Source organism: Pseudomonas subflava, assembly GCF_023823685.1.
Lineage (GTDB): Bacteria > Pseudomonadota > Gammaproteobacteria > Pseudomonadales > Pseudomonadaceae > Aquipseudomonas > Aquipseudomonas subflava.
In genome coordinates, this window is sequence record NZ_JAMXBF010000007.1 from 48,611 (window position 1) to 65,744 (window position 17,134).

The window sequence follows — 17,134 nt, forward strand, 5'->3', positions numbered from 1 at the left end:
TCCGCTTCGCCACCCGGCGAATGACCGGAGTTTTTTCGTTTATGCTCCCGCCTCTGGCAACAGCACACCGACGAGCTCATGGCCGGCCTGATCCCGCAGTCCTTCATCGATGACCTGCTCAACCGCACCGACATAGTCGAGGTGGTGAGTTCGCGCATCCAGCTGAAGAAGGCCGGCAAGAACTACACCGCCTGCTGCCCGTTTCACAAGGAGAAAACCCCCTCCTTCAGCGTCAGCCCGGACAAGCAGTTCTACTACTGCTTCGGCTGCGGCGCCGGCGGCAATGCCCTCGGCTTCGTCATGGACCACGACAGCCTGGACTTCCCCCAGGCCGTCGAGGATCTGGCCAAGCGCGCCGGCATGGACGTACCGCGCGAGGAAAGCGGCCGCGGCCGCACCCCGCGCCAGCCCACCGACTCGCCGCTCTACCCGCTGCTCACTGCCGCCGCCGACTATTACCGCCAGGCCCTGAAGAGCCATCCGACGCGCAAAGCGGCAGTGGAGTATCTCAAGGGCCGCGGCCTGACCGGCGAAATCGCCCGCGACTTCGGTCTGGGATTCGCCCCGCCGGGTTGGGACAACCTGCACAAGCACCTGGGCGGCGACAAGCTGCAGCAGAAGGCGATGATCGACGCCGGCCTGCTGATCGAGAATGCCGAGAACGGCCGCATCTACGACCGCTTCCGCGACCGTGTGATGTTCCCCATCCGCGACAGCCGCGGCCGCGTCATCGCATTCGGCGGCCGGGTGCTGGGCGACGACAAGCCCAAGTACCTGAACTCCCCCGAGACCCCCGTATTCCACAAGGGCCAGGAGCTTTACGGCCTGTACGAGGCGCGCAAGAGCAACCGCGATCTCGACGAGATCATGGTGGTCGAGGGCTACATGGACGTCATCGCCCTGGCTCAGCAGGGTCTGCGCAACGCCGTGGCGACCCTCGGTACCGCCACCAGCGAGGAGCATCTCAAGCGCCTGTTCCGCCTGGTGCCCAGCGTGCTGTTCTGCTTCGACGGCGACGCCGCCGGTCGCAAGGCGGCCTGGCGCGCCCTGGAGGCCACCCTGAGCAACCTGCAGGACGGCCGCCGCGCGCGCTTCCTGTTCCTGCCCGAGGGTGAAGACCCGGACACGCTGGTACGCCAGGAAGGCACGGACGCCTTCCGTGCGCGCATCAACCAGCACGCCCAGCCGCTGGCCGACTACTTCTTCCAGCAGCTCTCGGAAGAGGCCGATCCGCGCTCGCTGGAGGGCAAGGCGCATCTGGTGACCCTGGCCGCACCGCTGATCGACAAGATCCCCGGCAATCACCTGCGCGCCCTGATGCGCCAGCGGCTGTCCGAAATCACCGGGCTCTCCGGCGAGATGCTGCAGCAGGTTGCCCAGAGCGCACCGCCCGCGCCGGCTCCGTCACCCGCCGGGCACGAGCCGCCGGCCGACTACGGCCATTACTACGACGCACAGCCGGACTACGGCGATGTCGCCGACTACGCCGACCACATCGAGCCGCCGGCCGAGGCCTACGAGCAGAAGAAACCCTGGCAGAAAGGCGAGGGTCGCGCCTGGAAGAAGGACGGCGACTGGCGCAAGGGCGGAGACTGGAAAAAGGGCCCGCGCGACGGCGCACCGCCACGCAAGCCGGTGCACGTCGAGTCGCCGACTCTGACCGCCCTGCGCACCCTGCTGCACCACCCGCAATTGGCGCAAAAGGTCGAGGATGTCAGCCACTTCGCCGACGAAGACGATACTTATGCACAGCTACTGGTTGCCCTGGTCGGCACCCTGCAGAAGAGCCCGAAGCTGCGCTCGCTGCAGCTGATCGCCCGCTGGCACGGCACCGAACAGGGCCGTCTGCTGCGCGCACTGGCCGAAAAGGAGTGGCTGATCGAAGGCGACAATCTTGAAAAGCAGTTCTTCGACACCATTACTACACTTACCCAGGGCCAGCTGAAGAAACACCGCGACCAACTGCTGCGGAGCGTCATGCACAAGAGCCCCAGCGAACTGAGCGATGAAGAGAAAGCTCTACTGAGAGAGCACTTCAGCCACGCCTCATCGACCCACAGCAAGAGCCCAACTGGCGCGTGAAGCGTCAAATCGGGTATAATCCTCGGCTTATTTTCAGCCCGCCAAGACCTTCAGTGGATAGGGTGCTATGTCCGGAAAAGCGCAACAGCAGTCTCGTTTGAAAGAGTTGATCAGCCGTGGCCGTGAGCAGGGTTACCTGACTTACGCGGAGGTCAACGACCACCTGCCGGAGGATATTTCCGATCCGGAACAGGTGGAAGACATCATCCGCATGATCAACGACATGGGGATCAACGTATTCGAGAGCGCTCCGGATGCGGATGCCCTGTTGCTGGCCGAAGCCGACACCGACGAAGCCGCTGCCGAAGAAGCCGCCGCTGCCCTGGCCGCGGTAGAGACCGACATCGGCCGCACCACCGACCCGGTGCGCATGTACATGCGTGAAATGGGTACCGTGGAGCTGCTGACCCGCGAAGGCGAGATCGAAATCGCCAAGCGCATCGAGGAAGGCATCCGTGAGGTCATGGGGGCCATCTCCCTGTTCCCCGGCACCGTCGACAGCATCCTCGCCGAATACCAGCGCGTCACCACCGAAGGCGGTCGCCTGTCCGACGTCCTCAGCGGCTACATCGACCCGGATGACGGCAGCCTGCCGGCCGAGGAAGTCGAGCCCGAGCTGAAGGAAGCCAGCGCCGAGGCCAAGGACGACGAGGAAGAAGACGAGGAAAGCGACAGCGATTCCGACGACGAAGGCGACGGCGGCCCGGACCCGGAAGAAGCCGCACGCCGCTTCGGCGCGGTGGCCGAGCAGCTCGAGAAGGCCCGCAAGGCGCTGAAGAAGCACGGCCGCGGCAGCAAGCAGGCGGACAAGGAGCAGCAGCTCCTGGCCGAGCTGTTCATGCCGATCAAGCTGGTGCCGAAGCAGTTCGAGGCTCTGGTCGAGCGCGTTCGTGGTTCCCTGGACCAAGTCCGCTCCCAAGAGCGCGCCATCATGCAGCTGTGCGTACGTGACGCCCGCATGCCGCGCGCCGACTTCCTCAAGCTGTTCCCCGGCAACGAAGTCGACACCGCCTGGACCGCCGGTCTGGCGAAGGGCAAGGCCAAGTACGCCGAAGCCATCGGCAACCTGCAGGGCGATATCCAGCGCTGCCAGGAAAAGATGGCCGCGATCGAGGCCGACGCCGGCCTGCTGATCGCCGAGATCAAGGACATCAACCGTCGCATGTCCATCGGCGAAGCCAAGGCTCGCCGGGCGAAGAAGGAAATGGTCGAGGCCAACCTGCGTCTCGTGATCTCCATCGCCAAGAAGTACACCAACCGCGGCCTGCAGTTCCTCGACCTGATCCAGGAAGGCAACATCGGCCTGATGAAGGCGGTGGACAAGTTCGAATACCGCCGCGGCTACAAGTTCTCGACCTACGCCACCTGGTGGATCCGCCAGGCGATCACCCGCTCGATCGCCGACCAGGCGCGCACCATCCGTATTCCGGTGCACATGATCGAGACGATCAACAAGCTCAACCGCATCTCCCGCCAGATGCTGCAGGAGATGGGCCGCGAGCCGACTCCGGAAGAGCTGGGCGAGCGCATGGAGATGCCCGAGGACAAGATCCGCAAGGTACTGAAGATCGCCAAAGAGCCGATCTCCATGGAGACGCCGATCGGCGACGACGAAGATTCGCACCTGGGCGACTTCATCGAGGACTCCACCATGCAGTCGCCGATCGAGGTGGCCACCGTGGAAAGCCTCAAGGAAGCGACCCGCGAAGTCCTGGCCGGGCTCACCGCCCGCGAAGCCAAGGTGCTGCGCATGCGCTTCGGCATCGACATGAACACCGACCACACCCTCGAGGAAGTCGGCAAGCAGTTCGATGTCACCCGCGAGCGTATTCGTCAGATCGAGGCCAAGGCGCTGCGCAAGCTGCGCCATCCGACTCGCAGCGAGCACCTTCGCTCGTTCCTCGACGAGTGATGGCAAAACCCCGGCACAGGCCGGGGTTTTTGCTTCTGCGCGAACTACACTGAAAGCATCTCCCACGCTCCCGGACCCGTCGCATGTCGCGTCTGCTGGCCATTCTCCTGTCGTGTCTGGCGTGCTGGGCGTGCCCGGCGGCGGCGCTCGAGCTCAGCTCGGACGAGCAGGCCTGGCTGGCCGAGCACCCGCAGCTGCACCTGGGCATCGACGCTTCCTGGCCACCCTTCGAGTTCCGTGACGACGAGGGGCGCTACAGCGGCCTGAGCGCCGCCTACGTCGAACTCATCGAAAAGCGCCTGCAGGTGCGCATGCTGCCGGTGGAGCCGAGCAGCTGGAGCGAGGTGCTGACCCGCGCCAGGGCCGGTCGCCTGGACCTGCTGCCGGGCGTGATGTCCACGCCCGAACGCCAGCGCGACCTGGCCTTCACCCGCCCCTACCTCGACTTTCCTATCGTCATCCTCGCCCGGCTCGACGGCCCGCAGCCGCGCCGGCTCGAGCAGCTGTACGGCCTCAAGGTCGCCGTGGTCGAGGATTACGCGCCGCACGAGCTGCTGCGCAGCCGCCATCCCGACCTCAACCTGCAGCCGCTGCCCAGCGTCTATGCCGCCCTGCAGGCACTGGCCACCGGCCGGGTCGACGCCATGGTCGGCGACCTCGCCTCGAGCATCTGGAGCCTGCGCCAGCTCAAGCTCGAGGGGCTGCAGGTGAGTGGCGAGACGCCCTACCGCTATCAGCTGGCGATGGCCGCCCCGCGCAAGCACGCGGCGCTGATCGGCATCCTCGACAAGCTGCTCGCCGAGCTCACCCCGGAAGAGATCGCCGCCCTGCAGGAGCCCTGGGTCGGCAGCGTGCTGGACGGTCGCAGCACCTGGCAGCACACGCTGCTGCTGTATGGCGTGCCGATCCTGCTGGTGGCGCTGCTGGTGCTGGGCGCGGTGCTCTACGTCAACCGTCGCCTGCGCCGGGAGATGCGCGAGCGGCGCGTGCTGGAAAGGCGCCTTCGCGGCAGCGAACAGCACTACCGCGGCCTGGTGGAGAGCCTCAACACCGTCGCCTGGCAGATGAACATGGCGGACTTCCGCTTCACCTACGTCTCGCCGCATGCCGAGAAGCTGCTCGGCTACCCACGCCAAAAGTGGCTGGAAGCTGGCTTCTGGGAGCGCAGCCTGCACCCCGACGACGCCGGCATGGCACGGGACTACTGCCACGCCGAGAGCGAGGCCGGGCGCGACCACAGCCTGGAGTACCGGATGCTCGCCGCCGACGGCCGGGTCGTGTGGATCCGCGACATCATCACCCCCATCGCCACGGACGAGGGCACCGTGCTGCGCGGGCTGATGATCGACATCAGCGAGGCCAAACGTATCGAGGACGAGCGGCGGCGCTCCGAGGAGCGCTTCGAGCGGGTCTTCCACAACTGCCCGGACGTCTTGGTCATTGCCCGCCGCGTCGACGGTGTGCTGCTCACCGTCAACCGCACCTTCGAGCAGCAGCTCGGCATCGACGCCCGCGACGCCGTGGGTAAGACCGCCACCGAGCTGGACATCTGGGGCCTGCCGAGCATCGGCCCGATGCTGCTCAACAGCCTGCAGCGGCAAATCCTCAACAACCTGGAAATGCCGTTCCGCCGAAGTAACGGCGAACAGTTCACCGGCCTCATCTCCGCGCAACACATCGAGATGGACGGCCAGCCGGCCCTGGTGGTCGCGGTGCGCGACATCACCGAAGTGAAGCGCACCCAGCAGCAACTGCGCCTGTCCGAAGAGAAGTTCGCCAAGGCCTTCCACGCGTCGCCGGACGGCCTGCTGATCACCCGCCAGCGCGATGGCTCGATCATCGAGGCCAACGAGGGCTTCACCTGCATCACCGGCCACGACAGCCAGCAGGTGATCGGGCGCACCACCCTCGAACTCGGCCTGTGGGCCGACCCGCATGACCGCGACGAGATGATCACCCAGCTCCGCACCCAGGGTGCACTGCGCGACTTCCGCGCCTGGATCGGCACGCGCGACGGCCAGCGACGGCTCGGCGACCTCACGGTCCAGCCGATCATGATCGAAGGCGAGCCGTGCATGCTGATCATCACCCGCGACATCACCGAACGCGAACAGATGCAGGAGCGCCTGCACCAGGCCGCCACCGTCTTCGAGAGCACCGCCGAGGGCGTGATGATCACCGACCTCGACCAGCGCATCACCGCGGTCAACCGCGCCTTCAGCGAGATCACCGGCTACAGCGAGGCGGAGGCGCTGGGCAACAGCCCGCGCCTGCTGGCCTCGGGTCGGCACGACCGCGCCTTCTACGACGCCATGTGGCAGCGGCTGACGGCCGAAGGACACTGGCAGGGCGAGATCTGGAACCAGCGCAAGAACGGCGAGCTGTTCCCGGAATGGCTGACCATCAGCGCGGTGCGAGACCAGAGCGGGCAGATCACCCACTTCGTCGGCGTGTTCGCCGACATCAGCTCGCTCAAGCACGCCCAGGCGCGCCTGGACTACCAGGCCCACCACGACCCGCTCACCGGCCTGCCCAACCGCATGCTGTTCGAGAGCCGCCTGGACACGGCGCTGAACGACGCCCGCAGCGACCAGCGCCGCGGCGCCGTGATGTTCCTCGACCTGGACCGCTTCAAGCACATCAATGACAGCCTCGGCCATCCGGTGGGCGATCAGCTGCTCAAGGGCATCGCCCTGCGCCTGCGTGAACAGCTGCGCGAGGTCGACACCGTGGCGCGCCTGGGCGGCGACGAGTTCATCGTCCTGCTACCGGGCCTGCACGACCCGCGCGATGCCGAGCGTGTGGCGACCAAACTGCTGACCTGCTTCAACGCGCCCTTCCAGGCCGAAGGCCACGAATTCTTCATCAGCGCCAGCATCGGCATCAGCCTGTTCCCCGAGGACGGCGGCGACGTCGCCACCCTGGTCAAGAATGCCGACGCGGCCATGTACAGCTCCAAGGCCAAGGGCCGCAACCGCATCGAGTTCTACACCCGCCACCTGACCTTCCAGGCCACCGAGCGCATGACCCTGGAACTGGAACTGCGCCGCGCCATCGAGCGCGACGAGCTGAGCCTGCACTACCAGCCCAAGCTGTGCCTGCACAGCGGCCATCTGGTCGGCGCCGAGGCCCTGCTGCGCTGGCACCACCCGGTGTTCGGCGACATCCCGCCGGACCGTTTCATCCCCCTGGCCGAAGACAACGGCATGATCCTGCAGCTCGGCGACTGGGTGCTGCAGGAGGCCTGCCGGCAGATGCGCGCCTGGCAGGATGCCCACGCGCCGTTCGGCCCGCTCTCGATCAACCTCTCCGGCAGCCAGTTGCGCCAGCCGCAGCTGACCGAGCGCATCGCCGGCACCCTCGCCGACTTCGGCCTGCAGGCCCCGGCCCTGCAACTGGAGATCACCGAGAGCTTCATCATGACCCAGGCCGAAGAGGCCCTGCCGATCCTCCACGAACTCAAGGAGCTCGGCCTGCAGCTAGCCATCGACGACTTCGGCACCGGCTATTCCTCGCTCAGCTACCTCAAGCGCCTGCCGCTGGACATCCTGAAGATCGACAAGTCCTTCGTCCAAGGCCTGCCGGGCGACGCGGAAGACGCCGCGATCACCCGCGCCATCATCGCCCTCGGCCGCGGCCTGCAGATGACGGTGATCGCCGAGGGCGTCGAGACCAAGGCCCAGGAGATCTTTCTGACCAACGAAGGCTGCCAGCAGATCCAGGGCTACGTGATCAGCCGGCCGCTCTCGGCCGAGTCCTTCGCCGCCAATTTCCTCGGCCCGCTTCCGATTGGCAGCGCGGAAAAGGCGCCGCTATAATCCGCCGCTCTTCTGAGGGCCTATAGCTCAGTTGGTTAGAGCAGCGGACTCATAATCCGTTGGTCCACGGTTCAAGTCCGTGTGGGCCCACCATATAACGACTTAGGTCAGCCATCGTGCTGGCCTTTGTCGTTTAAGGGCCGAATAAAAATGCACGTACCGTTTGCTGCGATAAGGCGCCGCAAGATCTTCTGCTCACAGATAGCACTCAGATAGCTTTCTAACAGGTTCGTGCTTCCCCAAAGGGGAACGGGATTGGCGTTCCGCCATCTGAGATGGCTAGTTGATGTCTAGCCCCATGCATGGCTGTGCCGTCATGGGCGAGCCGTGCCGGGCATCTTTGGTGTCGGCATAGGGAAGCGGTCCCGCTTCGCACGGAAGCGGGACCGTAGCTAGTTAAACCTCTAGACCTGCCGCATTACTTCTTCGCTGAGCCACCCGCGTACGGTGTCCGCGTGCACCTGCTCCTGCGCCAGCGCCTTTTCGAAGGACTCGGATATGGAGCTCTGGCCGGCCGCGTCGGCCAATTCGATCAGCAGCTCCCAGCCGGCGTTGTCGGTCAATTCGGCGGTGAGCAGGGCGTTGAGCGATTGCGCGAGGTTGGTGCGCGGGTCGCTGATGGTTTGCAGCACGCCCATGTTGGTGACGCCGACCACGTCGGCACAGGGCGTCATGGCCGTGGGATCGGCGCCGAGTTTTTCCATCGCCGCCACCACCAGCTGCAGGTGCTCGGCCTCCTCGTCACGGAAGTGCTTCATAGTCTTGAGCATCTGCTCGTCCACCGCGTCGATGGCCTGGGCCTTGGCCATCAGCGCCTCGTACAGGCGCACGCCGCCACGCTCGAAGGCCAGGCGCTCGCCGAGCTTGTCGATCAGTACCTCGGGGCTGACGCCGACCAGCTTGTTCAGCGCCGTCTTGACCATGCCGCGGGCCGAGCCGGGGATCGGCACCGAGCCGATGGCATCGGCCTTGGCGGCCTCCTCCGTGCGGACCAGCGCCAGCTTGCGCTCGTTGCCGGGAATGTCCGGCCGCACTTCCTGGCTGGCCTTGAGTTGTTCCTTGCTGTCCATCGGCGACATCTGCGCACCGGTGCAATTGAGGCCCATCTTGGTTGCGTTCTGCATGGTTGTTTCCTCAGGAGGCTTTCTTCAGGCTGAGCTCGGTGCCGGGCGCCCACTGGTAGCCGGCGGAAACGGCTTCCGCGGCGATGCCTTCGGAGTTCAGCTGGTTGCGGTAGTCACGGCTGGCATGGCCTTCGTTCTTCTTGTCGACGTATTCGTGGCCCTTGGCGCGCAGGTCGATCTCCTCGGCCAGGGTCTTGCGCACGAATTCGCGCTGGCTCTTGAACTCGATCAGCTTGGGCACCGAGCCGTGGATGATCTCGGACGGGTCGCGGCGCTCGTGCTTCTTCATCAGCTCGCCAACCAGATTGAGGTGGCCCAGCTCGTAGTCCAGGAAGCGCTCCCAGATCGCCTTGATGCGGGGGTTCTCCTCCTGCTCCAGGCAGCTGTTGTAGGCGTAGACCTCCATCGCCTCGTGGATCAGCCATTTCTCCAGGAAGCTCTCACCCGGGTCCTGCAGCGAGCCGTACTGGGTCACGTGCTGCTCCTCGACCGAGGCGATCTCGGCATACAGCTGGCGCGCCAGCGGGTCGGCGAAGGTCGGGCCGATGGTCATGTAGTAGTCGTGGGTCTGGTATTCGGCAGCGGTGATCATCGCGGCGTGGATCTTGGTGATCAGCGCCGCCGAGTCGCGCTGGTAGGAGTCGCGCAGGTCGTCCTCGGGCGCGCGGTGGTGCACGGTAGTGGGCCGGCTGGGGATGATGTCGGTATAGCCCTGCAGGATGTTGTTGGCGTCCTTGCCTTCGAGGCGATCGAGCATCGCCGAGTAGCGGTAGAGGTGGTCGAAGTCTTCCAGCAGGCCGAAGCGGTAGGTCTGCGCCTGGTAGGGATCGGGTTCGGTCTGGGCGACGGCGGCGGTGACTTCGATGGCCACCTGCTCGTAGGCGACGGTGGTCTCCAGCGGCGAGTGGTCCGCCGAGAGCAGCCAATTGACCATGGTGGCCTGGTGCTGCTCGCAACGGCGCACCTGAGCCAGGGCCTGGCGCAGCTCGCCGTGGAAGCGCGCGCCGATGTTCTTCAGGCGCAGGGCGTCGGTCTCGATGCCGTTCATGAGGATGATGCGCACGCGGGTAAAGGCGTCATCGTCGAGCTTGCTGATGGGTTTGCTGGCCATTTCTCGCCAGGTGAATTTCTGCTTGTCCAAGGGGCAGCCCTTGGCGTCGAACAGGCTAGTCAGGGTTTCCATTCTTACCTCCAGTCGGTGGAGAGGCTTCGGCGGCCTCTCTGTCCTGAGTGGGGTGCCGAGCACTAGTTGCAGTGGTGCGATAGGCGGCGTGGCTCGCCGTTGGGCTGGGCAATGCCCTGTCGCCTGCTGGCTGCAGCGCCCCGTTGGGTGAGCCGCTTGTTAATTTGCGTACCCCATCGACCGACATGCCGGCGGCGTGCAAGGTAAGCCTTTCAGAGATGCTTTTGCCGAGATGATCAGCCCCACCGACTAGCTGTTCGATGCGCAGCGCATCGATGGCGAAGCGCTCACCACTCGCCTCGTTGACCAGCGAAAGAATGGTTTCCTTGTCGCCCGGCGAGCAATCGGCGATTCGGTAGCCGGGAATGCGGTTTGCCAACTCGTCTTCAAGCATGTCTTGGCTCCTGGAGGAGGCCCGAAGAAGGCCTCCCTATGGGGTGTTACACCTTACTGGCGGCCACCTCCATTACTGCTCTGACCGCCCTTGCGTCCTGCCTCGGAGGCTTTCTCACGGTCGTTGGCGAAATTGCCTCCGCTGTTCTGGCCGCCCTTCTTGCCGGCCTCGGAAGCTTTTTCTCGATCATTGGCGAAATTGCCCGGGTTACTGTTGGTAGGCATTTGAGTATCTCCAGATTCACTGTGGGGCAGGATTGCCCCTGCGATGCAGTGGAGGGAGAAGCGCCGCTTGACGTTCAGTCTTTCCCACGCCTCGCTGATCGATCTCTGACGAGTGGCCAAAGCAAGCGAAGCGCTCTAGAGCCTGGTCTGGCCCGTGCCTCCGATGTCCGGGGACACTTAGCGGGCCGACACATGGAAAGTACGGGTCGTTAAAGAGAGCGTGATCGCTGGCGAGTGGCGAGATCGTGATGCTAGGTAATGTGCTGGTGGGCTGTGCAATGCGACCCGAGCCTGAATTCATGCCGAAGGAGCTGCCCGCCGCGAAAGTAGGTGCGGCCTATGACGTGCGGATCGATGTGATCAATGCAACCACCCCGGTTGGGCGGATTCTCGATGATCGCGAAAGACCTCTCCCAGAGGGGCTGAGCATCATTCACACCGAGCGCGAAAGCATGGCTTCATTCGTGGAGTGCCCGAACAGGCAGGAATCCACGAGGTGCGGCTTTACGCCAGCACTTATGGCACGCAGTGCGCGGGGCAGGACGCAGAGATTACCTACCAGCTCGACGTGGCCGAATAGAGCGCTGCCGGTCGACCGGGTCTGCTCGCTTTGAGAGTTGCACAAGCCATCGAGCCGGCTAGACAGGTAGGCCAGCTCAGCCAGGCTTGGCGCACTCTTCAGCTAGGCACCCCTGATTAGACAGTGAGCCGAATAGCCGCCATTATCGGCTCACCATATGAGCCGAATAAGCCCGCTAATCGGCTCACAGACGAGCAGCCCTCATGAACGACCCGCTCTGGATCTGGCAACAGCCCAAGTGCCAGGCGCAGGGTCGCTTGCTCGGCATGCTCGGTGCCGTTGGTGGTGATACCGAAGTGCAGAGCAGCCTGGATGCCTTGCTGCAGAACATCGTCACCTCATCAGCCATCGAGGGCGAGAAGCTGAATGTCGGTTCGGTGCGCTCGTCACTGGCGCGGCGCCTGGGGCTGAACGAAGAAGGCCGCACCACCGCTCGCTCTGAGAGCCTGGCGGAACTGCTGCTCGATGCCACCCGCGCCTTTCAGCGGCCGCTCGATCTGCAGCGACTGTTCACCTGGCATGGCTGGCTGTTCCCCAGCGATGACCACCTACTGGCGCGCCCGCTGCGCATCGGCATGCTGCGCGGCGAAGAGCCCATGCAGGTGGTTTCCGGCCGGCTCGACCGCCCTACCGTGCATTTCGAGGCGCCGCCCCGCGCCGGGCTGGAAGCGCAACTGGGCGACTTCCTCGCCTGGTTCGAAAGCAGCCGTAGCGATGCCAGCCTCGACCCGTTTCTGCGTGCCGGTATTGCGCACTTCTGGTTCGTCACCCTGCACCCCTTCGATGACGGCAATGGTCGCCTTACACGCGCCATCACCGACCTGGCACTGGCTCAGGGCGAACATCAGGCCATCCGCTTTTACGCCATGTCGGCGAGCATCCTCGACGACCGCGCTGGCTATTACCGCATCCTGGAAGCGAGCCAGAAAGGAACGCCGAATATCACCGCCTGGCTGCAGTGGTTCCTCGCCACGCTGCTCAAGAGCTTGGAGCAGGCCGTTGCTCGTATCGACCGCGTGCTGGTCAAGGCGCGCTTCTGGCAGGCTCACCGTAGCCAAGCCTTATCCGCTGAGCAGATCAAAGTGCTCAACCGCCTGCTCGATGGCGGCGAACGGGGCTTCGAGAACGGCATCAGCGCCGCGCAATATCAGGCCGTGGCCAAGGTCTCGAAAGCCACCGCCACGCGTCATCTGAGCGATCTTGTCGAGAAGGGCTGCCTTGCCCGGCTGCCCGGTGGCGGACGCAGCACGCGTTACCAGATACAGCCTTCTACAAACGCGCAAGGCTGACTCCGCAGCGACAACACGGCGCACCGTAATGGTGTAGTGCCATTACGACAAGTTTCGGTACTATCCGGTTAATTCTGGATCACCAGGACAGGAAATGGATTTCACTCCCGTCATTACGCAAGCCTGGGGCACGCTCGGCTGGTTTATCCCGCTATTGCTGCTGATCGGCCTGCTCAAGTCACCATGGGCCAAGGGTCATATCGGCGAACTCATAGTGCGGCTGTTTGCCCATTGGCAGCTGGACAAACAGACCTACCGCCGCCTGCACAACCTCACCCTGAACACACCAGACGGCACCACGCAGATAGACCACGTATTTCTCTCGCCCTATGGCCTCTTCGTGCTGGAAACGAAGAACATGAGCGGCTGGATTTTCGGCAGCGAGAAGCAGGCGCAGTGGACGCAGCAGATCTACAAGCAGCGCTTCAAATTCCAGAACCCGCTGCGGCAGAACTACAAGCACCTCAAAGCCCTGGAAGCCACCCTAGGCATAAACCCCGAGCACCTGCACTCGGTCATCACCTTCGTGGGCGGCAGTACCTTCAAAACCGAAGTGCCGGCCAATGTGACCCAGGGCATCGGCTTTATCCGCTATATCAAGTCATTCCAGCAGCCGGTATTCAGCGTGGCTGAAGTCGATGCCCTGCTGCACGCCCTGCAAACCGGCCGCCGCGCGCCAACCCTCGCCACCCACCGCGAGCACGTGCAAAACCTCAATCGCCGTAGCGATCCAACAGCCGAGCGGCAATGCCCGAAATGCGGCAGCGCGCTACTGATACGCACCGTGAAATCAGGGGCTAAAGCTGGGCAGCAGTTTTGGGGATGTTCAGCGTTTCCCAAGTGCCGAACGATACAGAGTATTTGAACCGCAGAGGAGACCAAGAAATCATGGTCCGCTCTCTAATACGTACTAATGCGCTACCACCATGCAAACACCGAGTTGCTTACAGAAAAGCGTAAATAACAATAGGCCGCACAAGGCGAGACAAGGAGATTTAAATGGCTGGCGGTGAAGTATCGGCAATTGCCGAAATGGCAAATATCGTTTCATCTGAAATATTCAACTGGTTCAAGTGGACTAGATTTCCACTCATGGATCAGAATTTCAAATGCCTTAAAACTGATAAGCACGCACCGCCCAAGAAAAAGGAACAGTCACTAGACTCCGCTCCAGTGCCTACAGAAGCATCAGAGCAAGAGCGCCTGCACAAACACCCTGTAGACGTAGTCTTCAGCTACATTGATCCGTACACCGCACAACGGGTCATGCTAAATACAGACCTAAAAAGCTATAAAAGCGGCTCTATATATAAAACAATGATTAGATCCGCTCTGAAATCCCTTGCCGTTACGATTGACTGTGCCCGTTCAAGCCCAGAATGGAAAGGGAAGTACAATCACGTCGAAGACAGCGAAGTGCGCGGACTACTCTTTGTATACAACCATGACGGAGAGTACGACAAAAAATTCTATGACGTATTCAAAAGCGAGAAAGTAGATGGCTCAGACAAAGGCCAGGGTAAAATAGACCTCAGCAACTTCCCCGTATGCAAAGGACAGCAAATACACATCATTGAACCAAGAACAATAAACTACCTACTAACCATAAAAAACGACAGCGCAAATCTCCATACTGAAGGCACGTTCCCAGAGAGCGAGTACTTTTTCCACTACCCAGAACTCACCCTACATAAAACAAAACTCCCCAAAGAAGCTCGACCCGCAACGATTGAGCTTCTATCTGCACCGTATATGATAATTGAGCACAACGCGGTGAAGAAGTGGAACGAAAAGACCGAGAGACCCGAAGAGCGATTCGGCGCCGGCTTCATTGTCTACTACAACAGAAGCGGCAGCACAGTAAAAGAATTTATATACCTACTAGACACTCTCTCCAACTTACAAATACTAGACCGAGACTGCTCACTGCGGTTAAGAATTGCATGCGATGCGCCATCACCAGAACTTAGAAGTAATTTTGAAGCCGCCAAAACCTCCTATGCAGGGGACTGGGGTTTTGATGAATACAAGAAACAAAAGCTTGAGAGAATAGATTTAAAGGTTATAGAGATAGTCCAAAAGAAATTTTCTGAAACCGAAATCGGCTGGAGGGATGAGCGATGAAAATGGGACACCTCTATAGCGTCAGCGACAAAGCCCTTTTCGACGCCCTCAACAACTCCAAGCTGACCAATCAAGAGATAATAGATATCTTCTTTTCTAGAGGAATCCTGATTTCCAAAGAAACGAAACGAAAAGACCTAGCCCTTTACTTTTCTAGGCTTACGCACGGGTATCACGACTTTGAATTCTTATCAGAAATACTAGGCTCTTATTCCAGAAAAGAAAAATCAACCTCCTGCGATATACCAAGCACAGTAAAAAAAGAAGATGTAGTCCAAGCTGCCCACGAGCTTTGCAAAAAGATCAACAGTGAAGGCAATACAGCAGACACCAACATCCTGCCTAATGGTGACATAGAAGTAGTAGTAAAATATCAAAAGCTAAATCTTGATAAAAGCGAACTACGGCAGACCGTAAACAAAGAAGCAACACTTATTATTGAGCCAAACAAAACGGGCTTCACACTAAGAACCCCTCTAAACGAGGATGTAAACGTATGGAAAGAAGAGCTTCTTCAGAAAATACAAGAAGAAACAGATGGGGAAATTGAGTTCACCGAAATATCACTTGAGCACATCAGCGACCATAAACTCAGAACAGAATTCTTCATTGAACTGATCAAAAAAATTGGAAGCTACGACCTGGTCGATGTGACAGATGCTTATGTTTACCACCCTAAGGAAAGCCCCTCAGCGGACCCAGATTTTGACAGCGACGATGAAGACGATGAAGAAGTAGATTTTGGCGTCCACATATCGAAAGCCTCGCTCAAAGGCGAGGGAGTATTGCAGTCCGAAGAGCTTCATAGCCTGTACGCCAAAGGATTTTACATCTGGAAAATTATCTGGCGCTGCAAAGAGCCAACGGTCGGCAGCGATCAAATAGAACTTGAGGCACAATTTGCAGAGCCCGAGTCCTGCACAGAATTCTCATACATAGCTAAAGGCTTCTATAAATATAAGAACCAGGGAATCTACAGCAAGAACAGAACACCTCTTAGCTACTCCGCTGAAAAAGACCTACTCCAAAAGCTCGAAAATAAAGCCCGCGAAACAATTAGGGAGATTTCACAAAAGGCAACGGAGAAAGAAAATGAAGAAGATTAAACTCCTCAAGATATTTCTACCAAACAGCCTGGAAGAAACGTACTCAAAGATATTAAACAATCCATTTAAAATTGGAGCGCCAAACGGCTTTGAACCGATAAAAATTTCAGAGTCCTATGCGTGCGCAAAATTTATAGAAGAAGTTATCTCAAAAGAACTAATAATCGACCCCTTCGGCAACACTGAGGAAGTTACATCCAAAAGATACATAATAAACGAATTCACAATAAGCAGAATCCGCAACGATCACATACTAATATTAGAAAACCCCTCACGCTCCGTTAGGGAGCTAATAAGGAAATTATCAGAAATATTAGGAACGAGATTCTATGCCTCAGCAATACAGATTGATATACATGCACTAAGCGAATTCCTGTCGAACAACCGTGACTCAATTCACTTGAAAAACACTAGAGCCTTACTTTCCGGCGTAAATTTGGACAAGGGTAGCTCTGCAACTATAGAAATAACGAGCCTAAAAGATGCAATACATGATGCAAGATATCACTTCAAAGGCAAAACCTTCAAAATAGAAAGAGCCCGATTTACCGCATCAAGCGGTACAAAGAAGTCTACAATTGAGGTTCGTTCAACCGGGCTAATATCCGTGCATGGACCCGATGAAAAAAGTCTTGTTGAGCTCATAAACATGTTCATAGCCGAAGGGCTATCCTAGCCCCTCGCTAAAAGTAGTCAGCCTATGAGAAGTCCCCACAAAATATCTGTGCGCATCAATTGCATAGATTGAAAGGGTCAGCATGTACGGGACTGTTTGGTAGCCGCCAAACACACCTACTCCAAGACTTATGCAGGCCGTACGATTTCTACATAACGCATTTCCTATGCCCTCTCAAGGTATAGAGAACAGTACACTGGCGGTACAGTGCCCAGCTTTACGGATTTCACCAAATTGCGCTTACCCGCTCTACAACGCTGCTTTCAGCTAACTGTACCTGCGCTACGCTACGCACGATTTCACTGGGCTTGCAGCGTTCCCAGCAACTCATACATCCTTTGCTCCACGGCCCAAGTCCGTGATGAGCCCACCCAATAAAAAGCCGCGCAATTGCGCGGCCTTTTTGTTTGCGCCGGATATGTTCAGCGCTTGGCGATGATGTACACCGCGTGGACGATGCCCGGGATGTAGCCGAGCAGGGTCAGCAGGATGTTGAGCCAGAATGCCCCGCCGAAGCCGACCTGGAGGAAGACGCCGAGGGGTGGCAGGAGGATGGCGATGAGGATGCGGACGAGGTCCATGGCGGTACTCCTTGAGGAATAAGTCTGTCCTCCATCGACCC

At 60.2% G+C, this 17,134-nt stretch carries 12 protein-coding genes, 1 tRNA gene and 1 pseudogene; 9 read left to right on the top strand and 5 right to left on the bottom strand.

Annotation, left to right across the window (positions count from 1 at the left end; all coding sequences use genetic code 11):
- The first annotated feature begins 78 nt into the window (after positions 1-78).
- The 4 genes from dnaG (at position 79) to NF616_RS11645 (ending at position 7,905) form a co-directional block, all read left to right on the top strand.
- Positions 79-2,082 (top strand): DNA primase, encoded by a 2,004-nt coding sequence (gene dnaG / locus NF616_RS11630; RefSeq protein WP_252273445.1) that lies wholly within the window; start codon positions 79-81, stop codon positions 2,080-2,082.
- A 67-nt stretch (positions 2,083-2,149) separates the two neighbouring features.
- Positions 2,150-3,994 (top strand): RNA polymerase sigma factor RpoD, encoded by a 1,845-nt coding sequence (rpoD, locus tag NF616_RS11635; protein ID WP_252273446.1) that lies wholly within the window; start codon positions 2,150-2,152, stop codon positions 3,992-3,994.
- An 83-nt stretch (positions 3,995-4,077) separates the two neighbouring features.
- On the top strand, positions 4,078-7,812 hold the full coding sequence (locus NF616_RS11640; protein ID WP_252273447.1) for a bifunctional diguanylate cyclase/phosphodiesterase: 3,735 nt from the start codon (positions 4,078-4,080) through the stop codon (positions 7,810-7,812).
- A 16-nt stretch (positions 7,813-7,828) separates the two neighbouring features.
- A tRNA-Ile gene (locus tag NF616_RS11645) sits at positions 7,829-7,905 on the top strand.
- A gap of 311 nt (positions 7,906-8,216) precedes the next feature.
- Here the strand turns inward: NF616_RS11645 and NF616_RS11650 are convergent.
- The 4 genes and pseudogenes from NF616_RS11650 to NF616_RS11665 form a co-directional block, all read right to left on the bottom strand.
- Positions 8,217-8,936: a demethoxyubiquinone hydroxylase family protein gene (locus tag NF616_RS11650; protein ID WP_252273448.1), complete on the bottom strand. Its 720-nt coding sequence runs from the start codon at positions 8,934-8,936 to the stop codon at positions 8,217-8,219.
- Positions 8,937-8,946: 10 nt separating this feature from the next.
- Complete coding sequence (locus tag NF616_RS11655; RefSeq protein ID WP_252273449.1) at positions 8,947-10,119, bottom strand: hypothetical protein; 1,173 nt, start codon at positions 10,117-10,119, stop codon at positions 8,947-8,949.
- Positions 10,103-10,513: a hypothetical protein gene (locus NF616_RS11660; protein WP_252273450.1), complete on the bottom strand. Its 411-nt coding sequence runs from the start codon at positions 10,511-10,513 to the stop codon at positions 10,103-10,105. Before NF616_RS11660 ends, NF616_RS11655 begins: the two co-directional genes overlap by 17 nt.
- Positions 10,514-10,566: 53 nt before the next feature.
- Positions 10,567-10,716, bottom strand: a pseudogene (locus NF616_RS11665) (con-10 family general stress protein); the annotation flags it as partial.
- Between the two features lie 804 nt (positions 10,717-11,520).
- On the opposite strand from NF616_RS11665, the gene NF616_RS11670 reads away from it, so the two are divergent.
- The 5 genes from NF616_RS11670 (at position 11,521) to NF616_RS11690 (ending at position 16,512) form a co-directional block, all read left to right on the top strand.
- A complete protein-coding gene (locus NF616_RS11670; RefSeq protein WP_252273451.1) occupies positions 11,521-12,606 on the top strand; it encodes a Fic family protein in 1,086 nt (361 codons plus the stop codon).
- A gap of 94 nt (positions 12,607-12,700) precedes the next feature.
- The gene (locus NF616_RS11675; RefSeq protein ID WP_252273452.1) at positions 12,701-13,471 is read left to right on the top strand and encodes a nuclease-related domain-containing protein; all 771 of its coding nucleotides are present in this window, start codon (positions 12,701-12,703) and stop codon (positions 13,469-13,471) included.
- Positions 13,472-13,605: 134 nt separating this feature from the next.
- Entirely contained in the window at positions 13,606-14,730 is a 1,125-nt protein-coding gene (locus NF616_RS11680) for a PD-(D/E)XK nuclease domain-containing protein (protein ID WP_252273453.1), read from the top strand.
- On the top strand, positions 14,727-15,836 hold the full coding sequence (locus tag NF616_RS11685; protein ID WP_252273454.1) for a hypothetical protein: 1,110 nt from the start codon (positions 14,727-14,729) through the stop codon (positions 15,834-15,836). The genes NF616_RS11680 and NF616_RS11685 overlap by 4 nt, the downstream gene beginning before the upstream one ends.
- A complete protein-coding gene (locus tag NF616_RS11690) occupies positions 15,823-16,512 on the top strand; it encodes a hypothetical protein (RefSeq protein WP_252273455.1) in 690 nt (229 codons plus the stop codon). The genes NF616_RS11685 and NF616_RS11690 overlap by 14 nt, the downstream gene beginning before the upstream one ends.
- A 422-nt stretch (positions 16,513-16,934) precedes the next feature.
- On the opposite strand, the gene NF616_RS11695 is transcribed toward NF616_RS11690, so the two are convergent.
- Positions 16,935-17,093, bottom strand: a complete 159-nt coding sequence (locus NF616_RS11695; protein WP_074679695.1) for a YqaE/Pmp3 family membrane protein — start codon at positions 17,091-17,093, stop codon at positions 16,935-16,937.
- Positions 17,094-17,134 lie beyond the last annotated feature (41 nt).

Excerpts from the sequence above, each read along its gene's own strand:
- NF616_RS11690 (WP_252273455.1), top strand. The coding sequence starts at position 15,823 with ATGAAGAAGATTAAACTCCTCAAGATATTTCTACCAAACAGCCTGGAA.
- rpoD (WP_252273446.1), top strand. The coding sequence starts at position 2,150 with ATGTCCGGAAAAGCGCAACAGCAGTCTCGTTTGAAAGAGTTGATCAGC.
- NF616_RS11685 (WP_252273454.1), top strand. The coding sequence starts at position 14,727 with ATGAAAATGGGACACCTCTATAGCGTCAGCGACAAAGCCCTTTTCGAC.
- dnaG (WP_252273445.1), top strand. The coding sequence starts at position 79 with ATGGCCGGCCTGATCCCGCAGTCCTTCATCGATGACCTGCTCAACCGC.
- NF616_RS11670 (WP_252273451.1), top strand. The coding sequence starts at position 11,521 with ATGAACGACCCGCTCTGGATCTGGCAACAGCCCAAGTGCCAGGCGCAG.
- NF616_RS11695 (WP_074679695.1), bottom strand. The coding sequence starts at position 17,093 with ATGGACCTCGTCCGCATCCTCATCGCCATCCTCCTGCCACCCCTCGGC.
- NF616_RS11675 (WP_252273452.1), top strand. The coding sequence starts at position 12,701 with ATGGATTTCACTCCCGTCATTACGCAAGCCTGGGGCACGCTCGGCTGG.
- NF616_RS11660 (WP_252273450.1), bottom strand. The coding sequence starts at position 10,513 with ATGCTTGAAGACGAGTTGGCAAACCGCATTCCCGGCTACCGAATCGCC.
- NF616_RS11680 (WP_252273453.1), top strand. The coding sequence starts at position 13,606 with ATGGCTGGCGGTGAAGTATCGGCAATTGCCGAAATGGCAAATATCGTT.
- NF616_RS11650 (WP_252273448.1), bottom strand. The coding sequence starts at position 8,936 with ATGCAGAACGCAACCAAGATGGGCCTCAATTGCACCGGTGCGCAGATG.
- NF616_RS11640 (WP_252273447.1), top strand. The coding sequence starts at position 4,078 with ATGTCGCGTCTGCTGGCCATTCTCCTGTCGTGTCTGGCGTGCTGGGCG.
- NF616_RS11655 (WP_252273449.1), bottom strand. The coding sequence starts at position 10,119 with ATGGAAACCCTGACTAGCCTGTTCGACGCCAAGGGCTGCCCCTTGGAC.